At 59.0% G+C, this 20,469-nt stretch carries 18 protein-coding genes; 13 read left to right on the top strand and 5 right to left on the bottom strand.

Features of this window, described 5'->3' with window-relative positions:
* Window positions 1–76 precede the first annotated feature (76 nt).
* A complete protein-coding gene (nagE, locus tag BN1115_RS10320) occupies window positions 77–1,555 on the bottom strand; it encodes an N-acetylglucosamine-specific PTS transporter subunit IIBC (RefSeq protein ID WP_042657091.1) in 1,479 nt (492 codons plus the stop codon).
* Window positions 1,556–1,828: 273 nt separating this feature from the next.
* On the opposite strand from nagE, the gene nagB reads away from it, so the two are divergent.
* From nagB to nagC, 3 genes are read left to right on the top strand one after another with little or no spacing between them, the layout of a single operon-like run.
* On the top strand, window positions 1,829–2,629 hold the full coding sequence (nagB, locus tag BN1115_RS10315) for a glucosamine-6-phosphate deaminase (RefSeq protein ID WP_042057494.1): 801 nt from the start codon (window positions 1,829–1,831) through the stop codon (window positions 2,627–2,629).
* A gap of 9 nt (window positions 2,630–2,638) precedes the next feature.
* The gene (nagA, locus tag BN1115_RS10310) at window positions 2,639–3,784 is read left to right on the top strand and encodes an N-acetylglucosamine-6-phosphate deacetylase (protein WP_042657090.1); all 1,146 of its coding nucleotides are present in this window, start codon (window positions 2,639–2,641) and stop codon (window positions 3,782–3,784) included.
* 4 nt (window positions 3,785–3,788) lie between these two features.
* Window positions 3,789–5,003 carry a DNA-binding transcriptional regulator NagC gene (gene nagC, locus BN1115_RS10305; protein WP_042657089.1) on the top strand — a complete coding sequence of 405 codons (1,215 nt, stop codon included), beginning with the start codon at window positions 3,789–3,791 and terminating at the stop codon, window positions 5,001–5,003.
* Between the two features lie 71 nt (window positions 5,004–5,074).
* On the opposite strand, the gene BN1115_RS10300 is transcribed toward nagC, so the two are convergent.
* Complete coding sequence (locus tag BN1115_RS10300; protein ID WP_042657088.1) at window positions 5,075–6,691, bottom strand: phosphoethanolamine transferase; 1,617 nt, start codon at window positions 6,689–6,691, stop codon at window positions 5,075–5,077.
* A 229-nt stretch (window positions 6,692–6,920) separates the two neighbouring features.
* On the opposite strand from BN1115_RS10300, the gene BN1115_RS10295 reads away from it, so the two are divergent.
* From BN1115_RS10295 to BN1115_RS10255, 9 genes are all read left to right on the top strand, one after another.
* A complete protein-coding gene (locus BN1115_RS10295) occupies window positions 6,921–8,156 on the top strand; it encodes a cyclic di-GMP phosphodiesterase (RefSeq protein ID WP_042657087.1) in 1,236 nt (411 codons plus the stop codon).
* Window positions 8,157–8,509: 353 nt separating this feature from the next.
* Window positions 8,510–10,180 carry a sensor histidine kinase gene (locus BN1115_RS10290; protein ID WP_042657086.1) on the top strand — a complete coding sequence of 557 codons (1,671 nt, stop codon included), beginning with the start codon at window positions 8,510–8,512 and terminating at the stop codon, window positions 10,178–10,180.
* Complete coding sequence (btsR, locus tag BN1115_RS10285) at window positions 10,177–10,881, top strand: two-component system response regulator BtsR (protein ID WP_042657085.1); 705 nt, start codon at window positions 10,177–10,179, stop codon at window positions 10,879–10,881. The genes BN1115_RS10290 and btsR overlap by 4 nt, the downstream gene beginning before the upstream one ends.
* A 139-nt stretch (window positions 10,882–11,020) precedes the next feature.
* Complete coding sequence (locus BN1115_RS10280) at window positions 11,021–12,442, top strand: carbon starvation CstA family protein (RefSeq protein WP_042657084.1); 1,422 nt, start codon at window positions 11,021–11,023, stop codon at window positions 12,440–12,442.
* Between the two features lie 221 nt (window positions 12,443–12,663).
* Window positions 12,664–13,002: a DUF3302 domain-containing protein gene (locus BN1115_RS10275; protein ID WP_042657083.1), complete on the top strand. Its 339-nt coding sequence runs from the start codon at window positions 12,664–12,666 to the stop codon at window positions 13,000–13,002.
* A gap of 3 nt (window positions 13,003–13,005) precedes the next feature.
* Window positions 13,006–14,043 carry an HlyD family secretion protein gene (locus BN1115_RS10270; RefSeq protein ID WP_042657082.1) on the top strand — a complete coding sequence of 346 codons (1,038 nt, stop codon included), beginning with the start codon at window positions 13,006–13,008 and terminating at the stop codon, window positions 14,041–14,043.
* Window positions 14,044–14,157: 114 nt separating this feature from the next.
* Complete coding sequence (gene radD / locus BN1115_RS10265) at window positions 14,158–15,918, top strand: DNA repair helicase RadD (RefSeq protein WP_042657081.1); 1,761 nt, start codon at window positions 14,158–14,160, stop codon at window positions 15,916–15,918.
* A 114-nt stretch (window positions 15,919–16,032) separates the two neighbouring features.
* Window positions 16,033–17,472 carry a D-alanyl-D-alanine carboxypeptidase/D-alanyl-D-alanine endopeptidase gene (gene dacB / locus BN1115_RS10260; RefSeq protein WP_005350510.1) on the top strand — a complete coding sequence of 480 codons (1,440 nt, stop codon included), beginning with the start codon at window positions 16,033–16,035 and terminating at the stop codon, window positions 17,470–17,472.
* A gap of 94 nt (window positions 17,473–17,566) precedes the next feature.
* Entirely contained in the window at window positions 17,567–17,863 is a 297-nt protein-coding gene (locus BN1115_RS10255; RefSeq protein WP_223849348.1) for a GrxA family glutaredoxin, read from the top strand.
* A gap of 124 nt (window positions 17,864–17,987) precedes the next feature.
* Here the strand turns inward: BN1115_RS10255 and BN1115_RS10250 are convergent, their stop codons facing one another.
* On the bottom strand, window positions 17,988–18,833 hold the full coding sequence (locus BN1115_RS10250) for an endonuclease/exonuclease/phosphatase family protein (protein ID WP_042657080.1): 846 nt from the start codon (window positions 18,831–18,833) through the stop codon (window positions 17,988–17,990).
* A 107-nt stretch (window positions 18,834–18,940) separates the two neighbouring features.
* On the opposite strand from BN1115_RS10250, the gene BN1115_RS10245 reads away from it, so the two are divergent.
* The gene (locus BN1115_RS10245; RefSeq protein ID WP_005344394.1) at window positions 18,941–19,165 is read left to right on the top strand and encodes a hypothetical protein; all 225 of its coding nucleotides are present in this window, start codon (window positions 18,941–18,943) and stop codon (window positions 19,163–19,165) included.
* Here the strand turns inward: BN1115_RS10245 and yciA are convergent, their stop codons facing one another.
* Both yciA and BN1115_RS10235 read right to left on the bottom strand, forming a co-directional pair.
* On the bottom strand, window positions 19,166–19,570 hold the full coding sequence (gene yciA / locus BN1115_RS10240) for an acyl-CoA thioester hydrolase YciA (RefSeq protein WP_005337875.1): 405 nt from the start codon (window positions 19,568–19,570) through the stop codon (window positions 19,166–19,168).
* A 59-nt stretch (window positions 19,571–19,629) separates the two neighbouring features.
* On the bottom strand, window positions 19,630–20,448 hold the full coding sequence (locus BN1115_RS10235) for an NAD-dependent epimerase/dehydratase family protein (protein ID WP_042657079.1): 819 nt from the start codon (window positions 20,446–20,448) through the stop codon (window positions 19,630–19,632).
* Window positions 20,449–20,469: the final 21 nt, after the last annotated feature.

Genomic DNA, 20,469 nt, shown 5'->3' with positions numbered 1-20,469 from the left:
TTTTATATTGGGCCCCGGAGCGGGGCCCTTAGTTATGTCAACAATGGACTTAGACTTGAGGTGAGCGAGTGCTCGATTAACGCAGGGCTTTCATCTCACCGGCGATGATTTCGGCCAAGGGGCCCAGAATCACCTGCAGGTTCTGCTCACCGAGTTTGACCACACCGGCCGCACCCAGGGCTTTCAGCTTGCGCTCATCGACGACGCTGCGGTCTTTCAGAGTCAGACGCAGACGGGTGATGCAGGCATCGATGGAGACCAGGTTCTCTTGACCACCCAGCACTTCCAGGTATTGCTTGGCCAGCTCGGTACGGTTGGTAGATTGGGCGACAGCCGGAGCTGTGTCCTCATCTTCCTCACGACCCGGGGTTTTCAGGTTCAGCTTGGCAATCACTGCGCGGAACACCACGTAGTAGAGGCCGAAGAACACCAGACCCTGAGCAATCAGCATGTACCAGTTGGTCGCCAGCGGGTTACGGCTGGAGAGCACCATATCCACCAGGCCGGCACTGAAGCCGAAACCAGCCATCCAGTGCATAGAGGCCGCGATGAACACGGAGATACCGGTCAGTACGGCGTGGATGACATACAGTACCGGCGCCACGAACATGAAGGAGAACTCGAGCGGCTCGGTTACACCGGTGAAGAAGGAGGCAAAGGCAGCTGCGATCATGATGGAAGCAACTTTCTCTTTGTTCTCTTTCTTGGCGGAGTGGTAGATGGCCAGAGCGGCACCCGGCAGACCGAACATCATGATGGGGAAGAAGCCAGCCTGGTACATACCGACCACGCCTTTCACCTGATCCAGGCTCTTGCCAGCGGCCAGCGCGGCATCGATGGTAACCTGACCACCCAGGAAGTTCGGGATGTCGTTGATACCGGCCACGTTGAACCAGAACACGGAGTTCAGGGCGTGGTGCAGACCAATCGGGATCAGCAGACGGTTGAAGAAGGCGTAGATACCGGCGCCAGTGGAACCCAGGCTCACGATGGATTCACCGAAGGAGACCAGACCACCGTAGATTGCCGGCCATACCGCCATCAGGATGAAGGAGACGACGATCATCACGACGGAAGTTACGATCGGTACCAGACGACGACCGGAGAAGAAGGAGAGTGCCTTGTGCAGTTCGACGCTGCTGAAGCGGTTGTACAGCTCAGCGGCGATAACACCACACAGGATACCGACGAACTGGTTGCTGATCTTGGCAAACGCGGCAGGAACCTGATCCACCGGGATGCTCTTGATCTGGGCCACAGCACCCGGGCTCAGCAGGGTGGTAACAACCAGGAAGCCGACCAGACCTGCCAGGGCAGCAGAACCGTCTTTATCCTTGGACATACCGTAAGCGACACCGACTGCGAACAGTACGGACATGTTATCGATAATGGCTGCACCCGCCTTAATCAGGAAGGCAGCCAGCGCGCTGTCACCACCCCAACCATTCGGGTCAATCCAGTAGCCAACCCCCATCAGGATCGCTGCGGCAGGCAATACCGCTACCGGCACCATCAGGGCACGGCCGATCTTTTGCAAATAACCGAGAATGTTCACGGTTCCTCTCCTTAGTTAATGTTTTTCTAGAAATTAAGTGCTTATCACGTTTGACGCATAAGCCATCAAGGCTTGATTGGCAGTCTAGGGCTTTTATTTCGCTGCGCAAATTAATAAACCAATAATCGTGATCGTTATCACCCAAACAAGATAAAGGTGGTGGATAGATGTGGCTTAGTTCGCAATCTTTATTTACGCTATAAAACAACTTGAATCCGTCTTAGCCAATTGCCACCGCCAACCCGGTCGCAACCCGAAACAGAGGTATCCATCATGCGCCTGATCCCGTTGAAATCTGCCAGCCAAGTAGGCCTCTGGTCTGCCCGTTACATCGTTGACCGCATCAACGCGTTCAAGCCGACGGCGGATCGCCCCTTCGTACTGGGTCTGCCTACCGGTGGTACTCCGCTCAACACCTACAAGCGCCTGATCGAGTTGCACAAAGCCGGTGAAGTGAGCTTCCAGAACGTGGTCACCTTCAACATGGACGAGTACGTCGGCCTGCCGGAAGATCACCCGGAGAGCTACCACAGCTTCATGCACAACAACTTCTTCTGTCACATCGACATTCGCCCCGAGAACATCAACATCCTCAACGGCAATGCCGACGATCTGGTGGCCGAGTGCAAGCGCTACGAAGAGAAGATCAAGTCCTACGGCAAGATCCACCTGTTCATGGGTGGCGTGGGTAACGACGGCCACATCGCATTCAACGAGCCGGCCTCTTCCCTCTCCTCCCGCACCCGGGTCAAGACCCTGACCGAAGATACCCGCATCGCCAACTCCCGCTTCTTTGGCGGCGACATGGAGCAGGTGCCCAAGCTGGCGCTGACCGTGGGTGTCGGCACCTTGATGGATGCCGAAGAGATCATGATCCTGGTGACCGGTCACAGCAAGGCACTGGCCCTGCAAGCCGCCGTGGAAGGCAGTGTCAACCACATGTGGACCATCTCCACCCTGCAACTGCATCCGAAGGGAATGATGGTGTGCGACGAGCCCTCCACCATGGAGCTCAAGGTCAAGACCGTCCGCTACTTCCAGCAGCTGGAAGCCGCCAATATCGGCCGTCTGTAAGGAGTCGTCATGTACGCATTGACCAACTGCACCCTCTACACCGGCAGCTGCGTGCTGACCGGCTACGGGGTGCTTGTCGAGGGCGACAAGATTGTCGCCATCTCTCACCTGGCCGAGCTGCCAGCGGGCATCGAGCAGATTGACCTCAAGGGCGCCAACCTGACCGCCGGTTTTATCGACGTGCAGCTCAACGGCTGTGGCGGGGTGATGTTCAACACCGACATCACCACCGAGACCCTGGCGACCATGCAGGCCGCCAACCTCAAATCCGGTACCACCAGCTTCCTGCCGACCCTGATCACCAGTCCGGATGCCGACATGAAGCAGGCCGTTGCGGTCACCCGCGACTACATGGCGGCCAACCCCAACGAGGTGCTGGGCGTCCATCTGGAAGGGCCCTACACCAACCTCAAGCGCAAGGGGATCCACCCTGCCGCGCAAATTCGCCAGCCAGCGGACGAGATGATCGACTTCTTCTGCGCCAACGCGGATGCCATCACCAAGATCACCCTAGCGCCGGAGCGCAACGAGCCAGCCCATATCCGCCGTCTGGTGGACGCGGGCATTCTGGTCTCGGCCGGTCACACTGCCGCCAGTTACGATCAGGCGATGGCCGGATTCGATAATGGGATCCGCTTTGCGACCCACCTCTACAACGCCATGACCCCGACCCTCAACGGTCGTGAGCCAGGCGTGGTGGGTGCCATCTATGACCGCAAGGATGTCTATGCCGGCATCATCGTCGATGGTCACCACGTTCACTGGGCCAACGTACGACTGGCACACAAGGTGCTGGGTGAGCGACTGGTGCTGGTCACCGACGCCACCGCCGCTGCCGGTGCGCCGGAAGGCTTTGAGAAATTTGATTTTTGTGGCACCACCGTCTTTTTACGCGATGGTCAGTGTGTCGACGAGAATGGTACACTCGGCGGTTCCTCCCTCACCATGATTGAGGGGGTGGAAAATCTGGTCAAGCAGGTCGGATTACCGCTCGATGAAGCACTGAGAATGGCCAGCCTCTACCCCGCTCGCGCCATTGGATGGGACTCACGTCTCGGTAGTATCCAGGTCGGTAAAGTAGCCAACCTCACTGTCTTCGATCAGGACTTCACGGTCCGTGGGACCGTGGTTAACGGACACTACACACAACAGTGACATCATGACTGGCGGACAAATAGCAAACGTAGATCTTATCAAGCAGGTGAACAGTGCCGCCGTATATCGGCTCATTGACCTGCAAGGCCCCATCTCCCGGGTCAAGATTGCCGAGTTGAGTCAGCTGGCCCCGGCCAGCGTGACCAAGATAACCCGGCAACTGATCGAGCATGGCCTGATCAAGGAGACCTCACCGCAAGCCTCTACCGGCGGGCGGCGGGCCATCTCGTTGACCACCATCAAACAACGCTTTCAGTTTGTCTCTGCCAAGCTGGGCCGTGGCTACCTGCAACTGAGTCTCTATGACCTCGATGGCAAGGAGCTCGACCAGCACGTCACTCAGGTGACCGAGATCGACCAGCAACCCGTGGTCGACATGCTGCTGCGGGAGATTGGCGCCTTTATCGATGCCAACCGCGAACGCAGCCGCAACCTGATCAGCATCGCGCTGACCATGCCGGGTCTGGTTAACCCGGAATCCGGCATGGTCATCTACACCCCCAAGTACCAGATCCGCAATCTGGGACTGGCGAAGCTGCTTGAGAACCACTTCAACCTCCCCTGCTACGTGGGCAACGACACCCGCTCGCTGGCGCTGGCCGAACACTTCTTCGGAGAGTCCCGCGACTGCATGGACTCCATTCTGGTGAGTGTCCACCAGGGGACGGGCTCGGGGATCATCACCAAGGGTCAGGTGTTCCTCGGTCAGAACCGCAACGTCGGCGAGATCGGCCATATCCAGGTCGAGCCGCTCGGCAAGCGCTGCCACTGTGGCAACTTCGGCTGCCTCGAGACCATCGCCTCCAACGAAGCGATCATCGACAAGGTGAAGGAGCTCATCAGCCGCGGTCACCAGAGCGCGCTGCAAGAGAAGCACATCACCATTCAGGAGGTGTGCAAGGCTGCGCTGGCAGGCGATGAACTGGCCCGCAGTGTCATCGAGAACGTGGGTGAGCATCTGGGACGAGCCGTGGCCATCACGGTCAACCTGTTCAACCCGCAGAAGGTGCTGATCGCCGGCGAAATCACCGCCGCCGAAGAGATCCTCTTCCCGGCCATCCGTCGCTGCGTCGAGCATCAATCCCTGCCGAGCTTCCACCGTGGCCTGCCCATCGTGAAAGCCCGCTTCCAGAACCAGCCGACCTATGGCGGCTTTGCGCTGGTCAAGCGCGCCCTGTTGGAGGGAGATCTGCTACAGATCATCATGGAGCAGAAGTAAGACACTGATCTTGCGAGATAACAAAACGGCAGCCACTGGCTGCCGTTTTCTATTGTGTGCTTGCTAGCGGTTTAGCCCGCCCGACATGGCTTGAACAGATCCAGCTTGTTGTCGTAAACACTCGTCTGCACATCCATGATCCCCAGCATGGAGTGAAAGAGGTTGTCATGGGAGAAACGCTGACTGCTCGCCTCCGCTGCCAGGCAACCCATATCCAGCTGGCGATCGGCCTGTAACTGAGGCGAGAACCAGGTCAGCAGCGGCACCCGGGTCTGATCATCCGGCGCAAACTTGTAGGGCGTGCCGTGCAGATAGAGCCCCATGGCCCCAAGGGATTCGCCGTGATCGGAGAGATAGACCAGCCCCACATCGTACTGGCTCTCCAGCGACTTGAGCTTGTCTATCAGCAGTCCCACCACCTTATCGGTGTAGCGGATGGTGTTGTCATAGGTGTTGACCAGCTCTTCGTTGCTGCAGTTTTCAATGTCGCTACGCGGGCAGTCCGGCATAAAGACGCGCTCGCTGGCAGGGTAACGACGGAAATAGGTCGGGCCATGGCTGCCCATCAGATGAAAGGCCACCAGCTTGTTGCCCTTCATGCCTGCAATCTGTTGATCCAGCCCCTCCAGCAGCACCTCGTCATAGCAAGACTCCCCCTGACAGAGCGCAGGATAGGATTTGGGAAGGATCTCGATGGTCGGCACATTGCGGCACACCCCTTTGCAGCCGCCATCGTTCTCTTTCCACAATACCGAGACTCCGGCATGTTGCAGCACATCGAGCAGGCCGTCACGGGAGCTGGCAAGCTGGTCATCGTAGCCACGGCGCGTGAGGTTGGAGAACATGCAGGGCACCGAAACGGCTGTTGCTGTACCGCAAGAGCGCACATTCCTGAACGACACCACTCCCTGCTCTTTTGCCGTAAAGCTGTTGGTCGCCTTGCCATACCCGTTAAGGGAGTAGTTCTGGCTGCGCGCCGTCTCCCCCACCACCAGGAACATCAAAGTCGGCTTGCTTCCCCGTGCCACCACCTTGGCATCGGTTCCCAAGTGCTGGTAGGGGATCGGCGTGGCAAACAGCACATCCCGCCCATATTTGTAGAGGCCGTGCACATAGTTGGCAGGCACAATCTCTTTGGCCAGCGACTTGTTGTTGCGCCCGACCGAAGCGTAATCCTGATAGTAAAGTGACGCGACGCCCCCGATAAACAGCAGAGAGATAGCCAGTGCACCAGCCCGCAACGCCAACCCCTGATACCAGCGAGCCGGATAGCGGATCCGCAGTGACCAGAGCACCAGAACAGGCAACAGCCCGGTCAGCATAAACCAGAGCGCAACCGAGCCATTCAAATAGGCCCCCGCCTCACCACTGTTGGTCTCCACTATGTTCTGGATCATGCCGGCATCAAAGATGACGCCGTATTTGAGCATGGCGTAGCTGACGATGGAGCCAGTCAGAATGAGCACGGTAAAAAAGGGCTTGAGCACAAACCGGAACGTGAAGGGAATAAACACGGCATTGAGCGCCGCGCTCAGCACCAGCGGGATCGAGATGGCAAATCCGGCTTTGACATGGGTCAGGGCGCTGAGCACCGTATAAAAATGCAAAAAGATCGGCCAGTTCAGTACCAGGGCAAAAAAAAGCACCAGTAATAGATTGGTCTGCAGTACACCGAAGGTTACTCGCATAAACAACTCCTACATACCTGCCAGCAGCGCAAGGGGCCGGTCAAGCCAACAAAACGATGGAGCCAGCGTAGGAAGTAAAACTTAAGAGCGAATTAAGAGGGAAAGCAGGGGGCTCGTGCGCCCCATCACAGCACGGGGTGCTCCGCGGTCCCGAAATGGATTTTTAGTTGTCTATCCATCGGATTTTGCTAGCTTGTTGAGTAGGCATTCACGAAATGCAGGTTAACCGATGGCACTGATCCAGGCTTCCATAGAGCAGTTGAGAGTAGGCCACTATATCCATCTCCCCACGGGATGGACTAACCACCCTTTTATGTTCAATACCTTCAAGATCAAGGATCAGCAGCAGCTCGACATTATCCGTCACCTTGATCTCACCCTGCTGATGGTCGACCCCGACAAGAGCGATCTACCCATCGAGCCGCTGCTGCGCGGTGATATTCCCGATGCAGGGCCCGATCTTGACGAGTTGGAAGAGCTGATTGCCTCGGGCCCACCCTCTTTTGATGAGAAAGCCTTTCGCCGCTCCATGCGCGCCGCCGACAAAGCCTTTGGCCAGTCCATGAGCGATCTGCGCGATGCGCTCGGGGCGCTCAATCTCAAACCGGATGAAGGGCTGGCCAACACCGCCCAGATCGTCCGCAATGCCGCTTTCACCCTCAGTCAGCACGAAGGACCCCTCGGACTGCACCTTATTCGCAGCCCCCACACCGACATCTTGCTGCAGCACAGTCTCAACGTTGCCTTTATCGCCATGCTGATGGCGCGCGAGCTGGGGATGAACCCCATCGAACTGGAGGAGGCCGGGCTTGCGGGACTTATCCACGACATCGGCGAGCTGAAAATCCCGAGTCAGATCACCCAGAAACGCGGCGATCTCAGCAAGGCCGAGCAGAACTTCCTCAATATGCATCCCCAGTACGGGCTGGAGATGCTGACCCAGCTCAACGCCTTTGAGCCGAAAATCCGTCAGGTCGCCCATCTGCACCACGAGCGACTCGATGGCAGCGGTTATCCGCTCGGGATCAAGGGCGGGGAGATCCCGCCGCTGGCTCGGTTGATCGGGCTGGTCGACTTCTACGACGAGCTGCTCCATCCCCGCAATAGCGGCAACCCGGCCGCGCCGAGTCAGGCCATCAGTCAGCTCTACAAGTTATCCCAGAAGAAATTCGACCAGAATCTGGTCAAGTTGTTGGTCAAGGTGCTGGGGGTCTATCCGCCGGGATCGCTGGTGAAACTCTCCGACGAGAGCATCGCGCTGGTGCTCTCCACCGAGCCCACCATGCCCCTCAAACCGAAGATCCTGCCCTATATCAAGGCCCAGCGGCCCGAAGGGGTGGCCATGATCGATCTGCGGGAAGACGAGCGCACTATCACCTCCTTTATCAAACAGGATGAGCTGGATGAGGGACAACGGCAGTTCTTCAACCTGACCCGCCGCTTCTGCTACTACTTTGCCTTCTGAGTTATCCCCAGAAGCTGGGGATAACTCATTGGACAAACCGGAATAATTGCTCGAACTCCCATCGGAAGGTTGCCATCTGACCATGTATAAAAAACGCCCAGCCAAGGGGCCGGGCGGAGCATGCCACCTCCGTGTGGCGTATCCAGCGGATACATTCATGCTCTATCCATCAATACCAACCCGCTGTCGCTTACACAAATATCAATTTAACGTGCTGATTTAATATGGTTTTATTCACTTGTTCTGGCAAACTGACCGCCGATTGCGGCCATGTGGGCCAACAGAACAAGATCCTGATCACACTTATTCACGGGCTGGTGATTTTTTCGGCTGGCTTATGAGGAGCGTTTTTTATGCAGTTGGTCCTCTCCTTGCTGCAACAGATGAGCGTCAGCCTGGTGATCGCCTATCTCTTCTCGAAGAGCCCGCTGCTGCGCCCACTTGCCAACTATTCGGTGAGACTACCTCACAAGATACTGATATACATCATCTTTTCCAGCTTTTGTATCCTCGGCACCTATGTGGGCCTCGATATCGACGATGCCATCGCCAACACCCGGGCGGTCGGCGCCGTGCTCGGAGGGTTGCTGGGGGGCCCGCTGGTGGGCTTTCTGGTGGGACTGACCGGCGGTCTGCACCGCTATACGCTGGGGGGATTTACTGATCTCGCCTGCGCCATCTCCACCACCTGCGAGGGGTTGCTCGGGGGCATTGTGCACTGGCGGCTGATGCGCTCGGGACGAACGGACGCCCTGTTTGAACCGCGCATCGCCTTCTTTACCACCCTCTACGCCGAGATCCTGCAGATGATAATCATCCTGCTGGTGGCAACCCCGTTCGACAAATCCCTGCTGCTGGTGCGCACCATCGCGACCCCGATGATCCTGGCCAACTCCTGTGGCGCGGCGCTCTTTATCAGCATGATCCGCGACCAGCAGCGGATGTATGAGAAGTTCTCCCGAGTCTTCTCCGCCAAGGCGCTCAATATCGCCAACCGCACCGTGGGGACCATGAGTCAGGGCTTTACGCCAGAGGCGAGCAGCAAGATTGCCCGCATCATTCAGGAAGAGACTGGCGTAGGGGCAGTCGCCATCACGGACACCGAGAAGATCCTCGCCTTTATCGGCACCGGGGAAGATCACCATCTGCCGGGCACCCCCATTGCATCGGCCATCACCATGAAGGCCATCGCCCACAACAAGGTGCTGTTTGCCGATGGCAACAGCCAGCCCTATCGCTGCAGCCTCTCCCCCGCTTGCCAGTTGGGCTCGGTGCTGGTGATCCCGCTGCAGGGAGACAAGGGGGTGATCGGCACCATCAAGCTCTACGAGCCGAAGAAACGGCTGTTTCTCAAGATCAACCACACCCTGGGGGAAGGGATTGCCAACCTGCTGTCACAGCAGTTGCTGGCCGGTCGGCTGGAGCAGCATCAGCGGCTGCTGGTGCAGTCCGAGTTGAAACTTATCCAGGCCCAGATCAACCCCCACTTTCTGTTCAACACCCTCAACACCATCAGTGCCATCACCCGGCGCGATCCGGACAAGGCGCGAGACCTGCTGCTGCATCTGTCGCTGTTCTTTCGCAAGAACCTCAAGCGCCAGAGCGGTCTTGCCACCCTGCAGGAGGAGCAGGAGCACTGCCAATCCTATCTGGAGATCGAGCTGGCCCGCTTTGGCGATCGGCTGACGGTGATAAACGACATTCCGCCCCATCTGGCCACACTGCGGCTACCCAGCTTCACCCTGCAACCACTGATCGAGAATGCCATCAAGCACGGCATCTCGACCCTGCTGGCGCAGGGGCGCATTCGCCTCTGGACCGAGGAACAGCCCGCCAGCGTCACCATCCATGTGGAAGACAACGCCGGTGCCTGGCAAGCGCGCCCCGCTGGCGATGGTCTTGGCATGACCATCGTCGACCGGCGATTGAAGAGTGCCTTTGGCGAACGTTATGGCGTGACCATTAACTGCGAGCCGGAGCAGTGGACCCGGGTTTCGTTCACCATCCCCAAGGAGCAACCATGATCCGCACCCTGATTGTCGATGACGAACTCTACGCCCGTGAGGAGCTGAAACAGCTCCTTGCCTGCGATCCCGCCATCGAGATAGTCGGGGAAGCGGCCAACGCCATCGAGGCGCTGCCGCTTATTCAACGGCTCAAGCCCGACGTGGTGTTCCTCGATATCCAGATGCCCAAGCTGAGCGGTATGGAACTGGTTGCCATGCTCGATCCCCTACCCCGCATCGTCTTTGTCACCGCCTTTGACGAGTATGCCATTCAGGCCTTCGAAGAGAACGCCTTCGACTACCTGCTCAAACCGGTGGAGCCCGCGCGCCTCGCCAAAACCCTCGCTCGCCTCAAGCAGGATATCTCCCCGCAGCCCATCGAGCGGCTGGCCCCCACCATCGAACACATTCCGGGCTATCTGCACAATCGGGTCAGGTTGCTGCCCATCGCACAGGTGGAGTATGCCTTCTCCGATCTCGGTGGCGTCCATGTGGCTTGTCAGGGCGAGCTGTTCCACACCCAGCTCACCCTCAAATCTCTGGAAGAAAAGAGTCCGCTGCTGCGCTGCCACCGCCAGTATCTGGTCTCCCCCAACGCCATCTTCGAGATCCGGCTGCTGGATAACCAGCTGGCGGAAATCGTCACCCCAAGCGGCGCCCGGGTGCCGGTCAGCCGCCGCTATCTCAAGGAACTGAAGGATCAGCTGGGACTGGACTGAGCCAAGAGTGTGCGCCTGATCACAGCCGCCGACCGCTCGGCGCGCCAAAACGCCGCTCGGGTGGTTTCACCTGCCAGACAGGCGCAACCGTTTTAGACTCGCTCTGCACACTAAAAAATAACAATGCAGGAGCGTAACAATGATCTGGTTCTTCCTCTGTGTCGGCTTGCTTGTGGCCGGCTACTTCATATATGGCAAGTTCATCGAGCGGATATTTGGCCCGAAACCCGAGCTGAAAACCCCCGCCATTACCATGGCTGACGGGGTGGACTATGTCCCCATGTCGGACAAAAAAGTCTATCTGGTGCAACTGCTCAACATCGCAGGCGTCGGCCCCATCTTCGGCCCGATCCTCGGTGCCCTCTACGGTCCGGTCGCCATGCTCTGGATCGTCTTTGGCTGCATCTTCGCCGGTGCGGTACACGACTACTTCTCCGGCATGCTGTCGGTGCGCGCCAAGGGTGCCTCGGTGCCGACCGTGGTCGGTGAACATCTGGGCACCGCCGCCAAGCACTTCATGAACCTGTTTGCCGTAGTGCTGCTGATGCTGGTGGGCGTGGTATTCGTGCTGAGCCCGGCAGGGCTGCTCGCCAACCTCACCTCCACCGATCTGGTCTACTGGATTGTGGCAATTTTTGCCTACTACATCCTCGCGACCATAGTCCCCATCGACAAGATCATCGGTCGCTTCTATCCCATCTTCGGCGCCCTGCTGGTCTTCATGTCGGTCGGCCTCATCGTTGGCCTGATCGCCTCCGGCAAAGGCTTCTACAACACCGGGATGGACTTCTCCAACCTGCACCCGACCGAACTGCCACTGTGGCCGCTGCTGTTCATCACCATCGCCTGTGGCGCGGTATCCGGCTTCCACGCCACCCAGTCACCGCTGATGGCGCGCTGCATGCAGAACGAAAAATCCGGCCGCTTCATCTTCTACGGTGCAATGATCGGTGAAGGGATCATCGCCCTTATCTGGTGCACCCTGGGTCTCTCCTTCTACGACAGCACCGAAGCACTCAACGCTACCATGGCCAACGGCGGCCCGGCAGCCGTGGTACACGAAGTCTCCACCAGCCTGCTCGGCACAGTCGGTGGCATTCTGGCCATCCTCGGCGTGGTGATCCTGCCCATCACCTCTGGTGACACCGCGTTTCGCAGTGCTCGTCTGATCGTGGCGGACTTCCTGAAGATGACCCAGAAGCCGCTGGCCAAGCGTCTGCTGATTGCCATCCCCATGTTTATCCTTGGTTTTATCATCTCCAAGGCTGAATTCGGGGTGATCTGGCGCTACTTCGGCTGGGCCAACCAGACCACCGCCGTCATCATGCTGTGGGCTGCGGCTGCCTTCCTCATCAAAGAGGGCAAGCTGCACTGGGTCTGCACCATTCCCGCCATGTTCATGACCGCCGTGGTGTTCACTTATCTGGCCAACGCCCCCATCGGGTTCGGGCTGGAGATGGGGATCTCCACCATCATCGGTCTGGCCGCCACCGCAGTGATTACCGTTGCCTTCCTGGTGAAATTCCGCCAACCGCTGGTCAGCCGTGCCAGTGAAGGGTAATACGCAAAAAATGCTGCAAAAAACAGCATAAAAAGGCGCCTTATGGCGCCTTTTTTAATGACAAATAGAGTAATAACAAAACTGTGTGATGGCTTCAGCTTCAATACAGCGAAAGCGCTTAAGATTCCGTGCGAAATAACGATAAATATGTGATTCTTAATTGCTTTAGCGCTTGTTGGAACCCATGATTAAGCTGCGCGTCATGCCAGTGGAGGTTATAAATGGCCCTTGATTATTTTGCTCTTGGCCTGCTCGTCTTTGTCGGGCTGGTCATTTTTTATGGAGTCATCGTGATCCACGATATTCCCTACGATATTGCCAAACACCGGAATCACCCTCATCAGGACGCTATTCATGTCGCGGGTTGGGTCAGCCTGTTTACCCTGCATGTGTTGTGGCCCTTCCTCTGGATCTGGGCAACCCTCTATCGGCCGGATCGCGGCTGGGGCTTTAGCCAACGGCTGGAAAAAGATGAAGACGATCTGGCCGCCCTCAAGCAGGAGCTGGCCGATCTGAAGAGCCGTATCAACACTATCGAACAGAGTGAGCAACAGGGATAAACCATGGACCTGCTACTGATCCTGACTTATACGGCACTGTGTGTGGCCGTATTCAAAATCTTCCGTATCCCGCTCAACAAGTGGACGGTTCCCACCGCAGCACTGGGTGGCATCATCATCATCGGCGCCCTGATCATACTGATGAACTACAACCATCCCTACTCGGAGATGGCGCGCAACTACTACATCTCCACCCCGATTGTGCCGCTGGTCAAGGGCCGGGTCGTTGAAGTCCCGGTGAAACCCAACCAGCTGGTGAAAAAAGGGGATGTACTGTTTCGCCTTGATGACGAGCCGTTCCGCCTGAAGGCAGACAGCCTCACCGCTCGGGTCGAATCCAACCGCGAACATCTCAAATCCATCGAAGCGCGGCTGCGCTCCGCCAAGCTGGATCGGGATCGCGCCAGCGACCTGATGCGCCGTGGCGTGGGCAAGCAACGCGACCTCGACGTGACCCAGGCCAATGTGGACGATATCGTGGCCCAGATTGACCAGCAGAAGGCCACGATGGAAGATCTGCAAGCCCAGCTGGATGAAGCCAAATACCAGCTGGCACAGACCGTGGTCTATGCCCCGAGCGATGGCCATGTAGTACAGCTGGCCCTGCGCCCCGGCATGATCGCCACCCCCTTCATGTACCGCCCGGTAATGACCTTCATCCACAAGGATGAGACCGCCTATGTTGGCTGGTTCTGGCAAAACAGCATGCAGCGTCTGGCGATTGGCGACGAGGCCGAAGTGGTGATCGATGGCATCCCCGGCAAGATCTTCAAGGGCAAGGTGACTGCGGTGATCCCGGCCATTGCCGCCGGTAACGTGCAGGCTAACGCCGGTCTGCTGGATCAGACCACGGCGGTGCGTCCGGGTCGCCTGCCGGTAGTTATCTCCATTACCGACCCCGAGTGGGCCAAGTATCAGATGATTGCCGGTGCCAGCGGGCAGGCTGCGGTCTACACCCAGTACTTCCACCATGTATCTGTGATGCGCAAAGTGCTGCTGCGCATGGCAAGCTGGATGAACTACATCTTCCCGTTCCATTGATCAGCAACCAAGCACCCTGCGGGCCGGCATCATGCCGGCCCGCTGTTTTTGTGACGGCAAGCACCCTATAATGGCGCCACCCTGCGCCGTACCATGCCAAAACACCACGCCCCCATGTTCGTTCTCAGACCCTATCAGACCGACGCCGTCAACGCCGTGATCAGCCACTTTCGCAAACACCCGGATCCCGCCGTGGTAGTGCTGCCCACCGGGGCCGGCAAGAGTCTGGTGATCGCCGAGCTGGCCCGCAAGGCGCGCGGTCGGGTGCTGGTGCTGGCCCACGTCAAGGAGCTGGTGGAGCAGAACCACGGCAAGTACGAGGCGTGGGGGCTCAAGGCCGATATCTTCGCTGCCGGTCTGGATCGCAAGGAGGCAAGCGCCCAGGTGGTGTTCGGCTCGGTGCAGTCGGTCGCCCGCAATCTGGCTGCCTTCGACGGGGCGTTTTCGCTGCTGATCATCGATGAGTGCCATCGGGTCTCGCTCGATGACGATAGCCAGTACCATCAGGTGATCGACCACCTCAAGGCCGCCAATCCCGCCCTCAAGATCCTCGGCCTCACCGCCACCCCCTATCGGCTCGGGCTGGGCTGGATCTACCGGCGCCACTACCACGGCATGGTCAAGAGCCACGGCGAGCGGCTGTTCGGCGACTGCGTGTTCGAGCTGCCCCTGCGCTTTATGGTCAAAAACGGCTACCTGACCCCACCGCGCATGGTGGATGCCCCCATAGTCCACTACGACTTCAGCAAGCTGGTGCCGCGGGAGAACGGCCTCTTTAGCGAGGCAGATCTCAACGGAGAGCTCAAGCGCCAGCAGCGGGTCACCCCCCATATCCTGAGTCAGGTGCTGGAGTATGCCGCCGACCGGCAGGGGGTGATGATCTTCGCCGCCACCGTCGAGCATGCACGGGAAATTCACGGCCTGCTTGGGGCCAGAGGCCAGCAGGCGGCCCTTATCACCGGCGAGACGCCGGGGCCGGAGCGCGATGCCCTCATCAACGCCTTCAAGGCGCGCGAGCTCAAGTTTCTGGTCAACGTGGCGGTGCTCACCACCGGCTTTGATGCCCCCCATGTCGATCTTATCGTGATGCTCAGGCCCACTGAGTCGGTCTCCCTCTACCAGCAGATCGTCGGGCGGGGCCTGCGTCTCTCGCCGGGCAAGAGCGATTGTCTGGTGCTCGACTACGCCGGCAACAACTTCAACCTGTTCGCCCCCGAAGTGGGGGAGCCCCGCCCCCACGCCGGTACCGAGCCGGTACAGGTGCCCTGCCCCGCCTGCGGCTTTGCCAACACCTTCTGGGGCAAGACCGACGAGGATGGCAAGGTGATCGAGCACTACGGCCGCCGCTGTCAGGGGCTGTTTGAAGATGACGAGGGCAACCGCGAGGAGTGTGACTACCGCTTTCGCGCCAAGATCTGCCCCGGCTGCGGCGCGGAGAATGACATCGCCGCCCGCCGCTGCCAGAGCTGCGATCAGCTGCTGGTGGACCCTGACGACAAGCTCAAAGAGGCGCTCAATCTCAAAGATTGCATGGTGATCCGCTGCGCCGGGCTAACCCTCACAGCCGGGCGCGGCAAACAGGGGGAGCGGCTGGAGGTGACCTACCACGATGAGGATGGGTTGACCCTCAGTGAATACTTCGGATTTCACTCCCCGGGCGCGCGGCGCTTGTTTCAACAGCACTTTGTGCGTCATCATTGGCCCGCCCCGGGGCTGGAGCCCGAATTTGCCACCCTGGCGAGCGTGCTGGCCGCGCAAAGCCAGTTCCGTCATCCGGATTTTGTCATCGCCCGCAAATCGGGGCGCTTCTGGCAGATAAAAGAGAAAATTTTTGATTATGAGGGTCGCTATCGTACCGCCAACTCGCTGGCATGATGGCGACCGGCATACATGGCATGAATTGCGTTACCCCCCGTCGATCCCGCATCGGCTGGTTGAATTATCAGGGTCGGCACCACTGCCGGGCCCTTCGTCACGTTAGAGGATGTTATGCAGCGGCTGTTGATTGGTTTTTGTGCTCTCTTTTCTTCTCTGGCGGCTCATGCCGCCCCGCTGACGCCCCCTCAGGGTGGCCAGTACGCCATCATGGTGCAGGGCAATAACGGCGTCGAGTTCGCCCGCCACGCGGATCAGATGATCGCCCCCGCCTCCACCATGAAGGTGCTCACCGCGCTGGCGGCCCGCCTCGAGCTGGGTGCCGACTTCCGCTTCGCCACCGACATTCAGGCCCAACCCGGTGCCAAACAGGGTGACACCATCAACGGCGATATCTGGATCAACTTCGTCGGCGACCCCACCCTCTCCCGCATGGATCTGCTGGCCCTGTTCAAACAGCTCGGCGTCACCAGCATCAAGGGCAATGTCTACGTCAACACCGGCGCCTACAACGGCTACGAACGCGGCAACGGCTGGTCGTGGGGGGATCAGACCCTCTGCTTCGCCGCGCCCGTCTCCTCGGTCATCATCGACAAGAACTGCGCCTACGGCACCATCACTGCCACCCAGATTGGCAAACCGGCGGTGGGCAATGTAGCCACCGGCGTGCCCATCGGCATCGGTGCCGACAACGTGGAGGTGATGAGCTATGGCGACATGGCGCGCCAGTTCTGCGCGCTGGAAGTGGACATGGCCAAGGGCAACTTCTACGAGCTCAAGGGCTGCATCACCCCGAACAAGGAGCCGCAGGGTCTGCGTTTCGCCATCCACGACGTGGAAGCCTGGGGCTGGGACAACATCCGCTGGGCGATGAACCGTGCCGGTATCAAGCATGATGGCCTGCTGCGGGTCACCCACAAGGCCCCTGAAGGGGCAGAGACCCTCGGCACCCACTACTCGGTCTCCCTGCCGGTGATGCTGGCCAAGATGCTGAAGAAATCGGACAACCTCTATGCCGATACCTTCCTCAAAACCGTGGGTCGTCACTACTACAACAAGCCGGGCAGCTATCGCAGCGGCACCATGGCGGTGCGCGCCATCCTGACCAAGAACGGCATCGATCTGGGCAACGCCACCCTGGCCGATGGCTCCGGTCTCTCCGCTCACAATCTCATCAGCGCCCGTCAGATGATGTCGGTGCTCAACTTCATCCAGAAGAATGATGCCGAGCTTGGCCTGATCAAGCTGCTGCCAAGCTCCCAGGTTGATGGCACCCTGGCGTGGCGCCGCAGTGTCACCGCCCCCATGATGAAGAACAAGGTGCACGCCAAGACCGGTACCATCACCGGCACCTCCAATCTGGTGGGCTTTATCGACACGGCAGGCGGCCAGCGCAAGGCGTTCGTGATGTTCCAGCGCGGCCTGTCCCAAGATCCGGCCACCCATGAGCGCTACCGTGCCAGCAAGGCGCCGTGGCCCTGGACCGTATTCGAGAAGGGGGTGCTGGAGAGCATCTATCAGCAGCAGCCGATCCAGATCGCCGACGAGAGCTGAGCCAATAGGCCCACTCGAATCACGGTATCGATAATTTCGGCTTCAAGTCGCCACGAGGCAGGGCTATGCTGTTGCCTGCCTCATATCAACGGCCATACATAAACGGCTTAAAAAACGGAGAGAAAATATGTTTGCAGTGATTTTTGGTCGCCCGGGTTGCCCCTACTGTGTCCGTGCCGTACAGATCGCCGAGCAGCTGACCGAACAGCGCGATGACTTCAAATTCCGCTACGTGGATATCCATGCCGAAGGGATCACCAAAGAAGATCTGGCCAAGAGCGCCGGCAAGCCGGTCAATACCGTGCCGCAGATCTTCCTGGATGAGCAGCACATCGGTGGCTGCACCGATTTCGAAGCCTACGCCAAAGCGAATCTGGGTCTCTACCAGTAATTCCTGCGGGTCATCCCTAGCGGGTTGACCGCCAGAGCATTTAAAAAATCCGGCGCCATCAGGCGCCGGATTTTTTTATGAGCGGAAATTGCACCATCCCTTGTCAGGAAGTCACAGACTGGGGTCAGGGAGTCACAGACTGGGCAGCAAAGCGCGCGATGATGGGGTTGTGATCTGAGGAATCGGTCGCCGGTGAACTCACCTCAATCAGGTCCAGATTGCGGTAGTAGAGGTGATCCAGCGGACGACCGAAGGCGGTGCGACGCAAGTCAGGCACCGGCACGGCCTCTTGCAGACCCAGCTCGTCCACCAGCTTGTTCAGCCAGAACTGACGTTTGTCACTCCAGGTGTTGAAATCACCGGCCAGGATCACCGGCCCCTGATGACGACGCACCAAGGAAGTCAGATCGTTGAGCTGCTCGCGGAAGGTAGCCATCCCCAGCTCGAAATTGACCGCATGGATATTGATGACCATGACGCCGTCAGGATCGCCCTGCAGCGGATAGAGGCTCACCAGCCCGGATTTGGGGATGCGCAGCAAGGGCTCGGGGGAGCGCACGCCACAGACGAACGCCTGCGGGGTCTTGGCCACCGTCATCACCCCGAACGACACGCCGCCCTGGGTGAAGGCTTGCAGCTGTTGCCACTGGAAATCACCGGCGCGCAGCCAGTCGAGCATATCGGGACGGGTGGCCGACTCTTGCAGCAGCACCAGATCCTGCCCCTTGGCGTAACTGTCCATCCCTTCACGCCAGTTCTTGCGCTGGCCCTTGTAGAGATTCCACACCGTCACCCCGAATTCACGGGGCAGCGCCGTGGTCGCCAACGCTACCAGCGGCGGACGCTGGCAGTCGAGTCCCGGCACAATCCCTTGAGCTGTGACCAGATGGTTCTGATCCGGCACCTCAAAACAACCTACCAACCCCAAGGTCAGCAGGGAGGTGCCAAGAATGCGATAACTATTTTTCATTGGCTAACAACCGCCCGCCTTTGCTTTTTGTTGCGACCATCACAAACGTCATCCACGCCGACTAAGCTGATAGTCCCTGTTCCACCCAACCAGAAGGACGCTGTCTCATGGCGAAAGAACTTCGGTACAACGTGACGTTTTATGATCAACAAGGAAATTGTCATCAAGTGGAGCTGTCCACCGTCTATCAGATAAGACGGGATCCTCAATGCGATCTCTGCCTGTTCGACACCCTGCAATATGTGGGCTCGGAAGAGATGCTGGAACGCATGATACGGCAAAAAACCGGGCTTGAGCAGGAAATATCCATCATCAATGCCCGGCTGATTTAATCAGGCACTCACCGGAACCGGGCGGGATTTGCCCTGTTCGTCGATGGCGACATAGGTGAAGATCCCCTCAGTCACACAGTAACGCTGGGCGTCGTTTTCCCGCAGTACCGGCTTGACCCACACTTCCAGCTTGAGCTTCATGGAGCTGCGGCCGATCTTCATGCAGCGGCCGTAGCAGCAGACCACATCACCCACCTTGACCGGACTGTGAAAGGTCATGCCTTCGACGGATACGGTACAAATACGTCCTTTTGCCAGCTCCTTGGCCATAATGCCCCCACCTATATCCATCTGGGACATGATCCAGCCACCAAAGATGTCGCCATTGGGGTTGGTATCGGCTGGCATTGCCAGGGTTCTCAGCAACAACTCCCCATCGGGGTGACGTTTTGTATCTACCATCATTACCGCCTCTCTCTCATGGATGGCGGCATGATAGGGGGCGATCACCCCCTTGGCAAACCTCAATTGCCCGAGGCGGCGAGCTCGGCAAACCAGTGGGCCGGATCGGGCCAGCGATAGTTGAATCCCATCTGCTGGCAAATCAGCTGACCGTCGATGGGCTGAAATTCACCGGCAGGCTCGATAAAGACCGGCGCGGGCAGCCCCTGCTGGCGCGCCGCAAAGGGGTAAAACTGCTCGCGGCGCGGATGCACAGGCGCGCTCAGGTTGAAAACATCCCCGTCCTTGCCCCGTTCCAGCAGCAGCATGCAAGCCGCCACCACATCGTCCAGATGGACCAGATTGACCGACTGGGCGCCGCCATCCAGCGTCTTGCCCGCCAGAAAACGGCCGGGATGGCGATCCGGGCCATAAAGGCCGGAGGGGCGCACTATCATCACTGCCTCGAAACCGGCCGCCAGCACCGCCTGCTCCGCTGCCAGCATCCGCTCGCCACGGGCATGGCGGGGTTGGGGTTCTTCCCCCTCCTGCTGCCCCGCCCCCCATACCGAGGTGGCGCTGACAAACAGCCCCCGCCGGGTGCCGCTCGCTTTGGCCAACGCGCAGGCCTTTGCCACCGCCTGCGGATAGTCATCGGTCTTGCTGGGCGGTACGCAGATAACCAGCGATTCGCAGGGGATGGGCCATGCATCCGACATATGGGCAGAAATCGTCAGCGGATGGGCATCGATCCCCTCCCCCTGCAGACGGGCCGCCTTCTCGGCGCTGCTGACCGTCACCGCCACCTGCTTGCCTGCCGCCAGCAGGGCCCGCGCCAGCGGCAGCCCCAGCCATCCCGCCCCCAGAATGCCGATCGTCCCGGCGATATCTTGCTCTGTCATCGTCCCTTCTCCTGCTTGACG

Origin of the sequence: Aeromonas allosaccharophila, from assembly GCF_000819685.1 — a bacterium.
Classification (GTDB): domain Bacteria; phylum Pseudomonadota; class Gammaproteobacteria; order Enterobacterales; family Aeromonadaceae; genus Aeromonas; species Aeromonas allosaccharophila.
This window is presented reverse-complemented; position numbering and strand designations above follow the sequence as displayed.

Bases quoted from the DNA above. Each gene is read 5' to 3' on its own strand.
- nagB (WP_042057494.1), top strand. From the start codon at position 1,829: ATGCGCCTGATCCCGTTGAAATCTGCCAGCCAAGTAGGCCTCTGGTCT.
- nagA (WP_042657090.1), top strand. From the start codon at position 2,639: ATGTACGCATTGACCAACTGCACCCTCTACACCGGCAGCTGCGTGCTG.
- nagC (WP_042657089.1), top strand. From the start codon at position 3,789: ATGACTGGCGGACAAATAGCAAACGTAGATCTTATCAAGCAGGTGAAC.
- BN1115_RS10300 (WP_042657088.1), bottom strand. From the start codon at position 6,691: ATGCGAGTAACCTTCGGTGTACTGCAGACCAATCTATTACTGGTGCTT.
- BN1115_RS10295 (WP_042657087.1), top strand. From the start codon at position 6,921: ATGGCACTGATCCAGGCTTCCATAGAGCAGTTGAGAGTAGGCCACTAT.
- BN1115_RS10290 (WP_042657086.1), top strand. From the start codon at position 8,510: ATGCAGTTGGTCCTCTCCTTGCTGCAACAGATGAGCGTCAGCCTGGTG.
- btsR (WP_042657085.1), top strand. From the start codon at position 10,177: ATGATCCGCACCCTGATTGTCGATGACGAACTCTACGCCCGTGAGGAG.
- BN1115_RS10280 (WP_042657084.1), top strand. From the start codon at position 11,021: ATGATCTGGTTCTTCCTCTGTGTCGGCTTGCTTGTGGCCGGCTACTTC.
- BN1115_RS10275 (WP_042657083.1), top strand. From the start codon at position 12,664: ATGGCCCTTGATTATTTTGCTCTTGGCCTGCTCGTCTTTGTCGGGCTG.
- BN1115_RS10270 (WP_042657082.1), top strand. From the start codon at position 13,006: ATGGACCTGCTACTGATCCTGACTTATACGGCACTGTGTGTGGCCGTA.
- radD (WP_042657081.1), top strand. From the start codon at position 14,158: ATGTTCGTTCTCAGACCCTATCAGACCGACGCCGTCAACGCCGTGATC.
- dacB (WP_005350510.1), top strand. From the start codon at position 16,033: ATGCAGCGGCTGTTGATTGGTTTTTGTGCTCTCTTTTCTTCTCTGGCG.
- BN1115_RS10250 (WP_042657080.1), bottom strand. From the start codon at position 18,833: ATGAAAAATAGTTATCGCATTCTTGGCACCTCCCTGCTGACCTTGGGG.
- BN1115_RS10245 (WP_005344394.1), top strand. From the start codon at position 18,941: ATGGCGAAAGAACTTCGGTACAACGTGACGTTTTATGATCAACAAGGA.
- yciA (WP_005337875.1), bottom strand. From the start codon at position 19,570: ATGATGGTAGATACAAAACGTCACCCCGATGGGGAGTTGTTGCTGAGA.
- BN1115_RS10235 (WP_042657079.1), bottom strand. From the start codon at position 20,448: ATGACAGAGCAAGATATCGCCGGGACGATCGGCATTCTGGGGGCGGGA.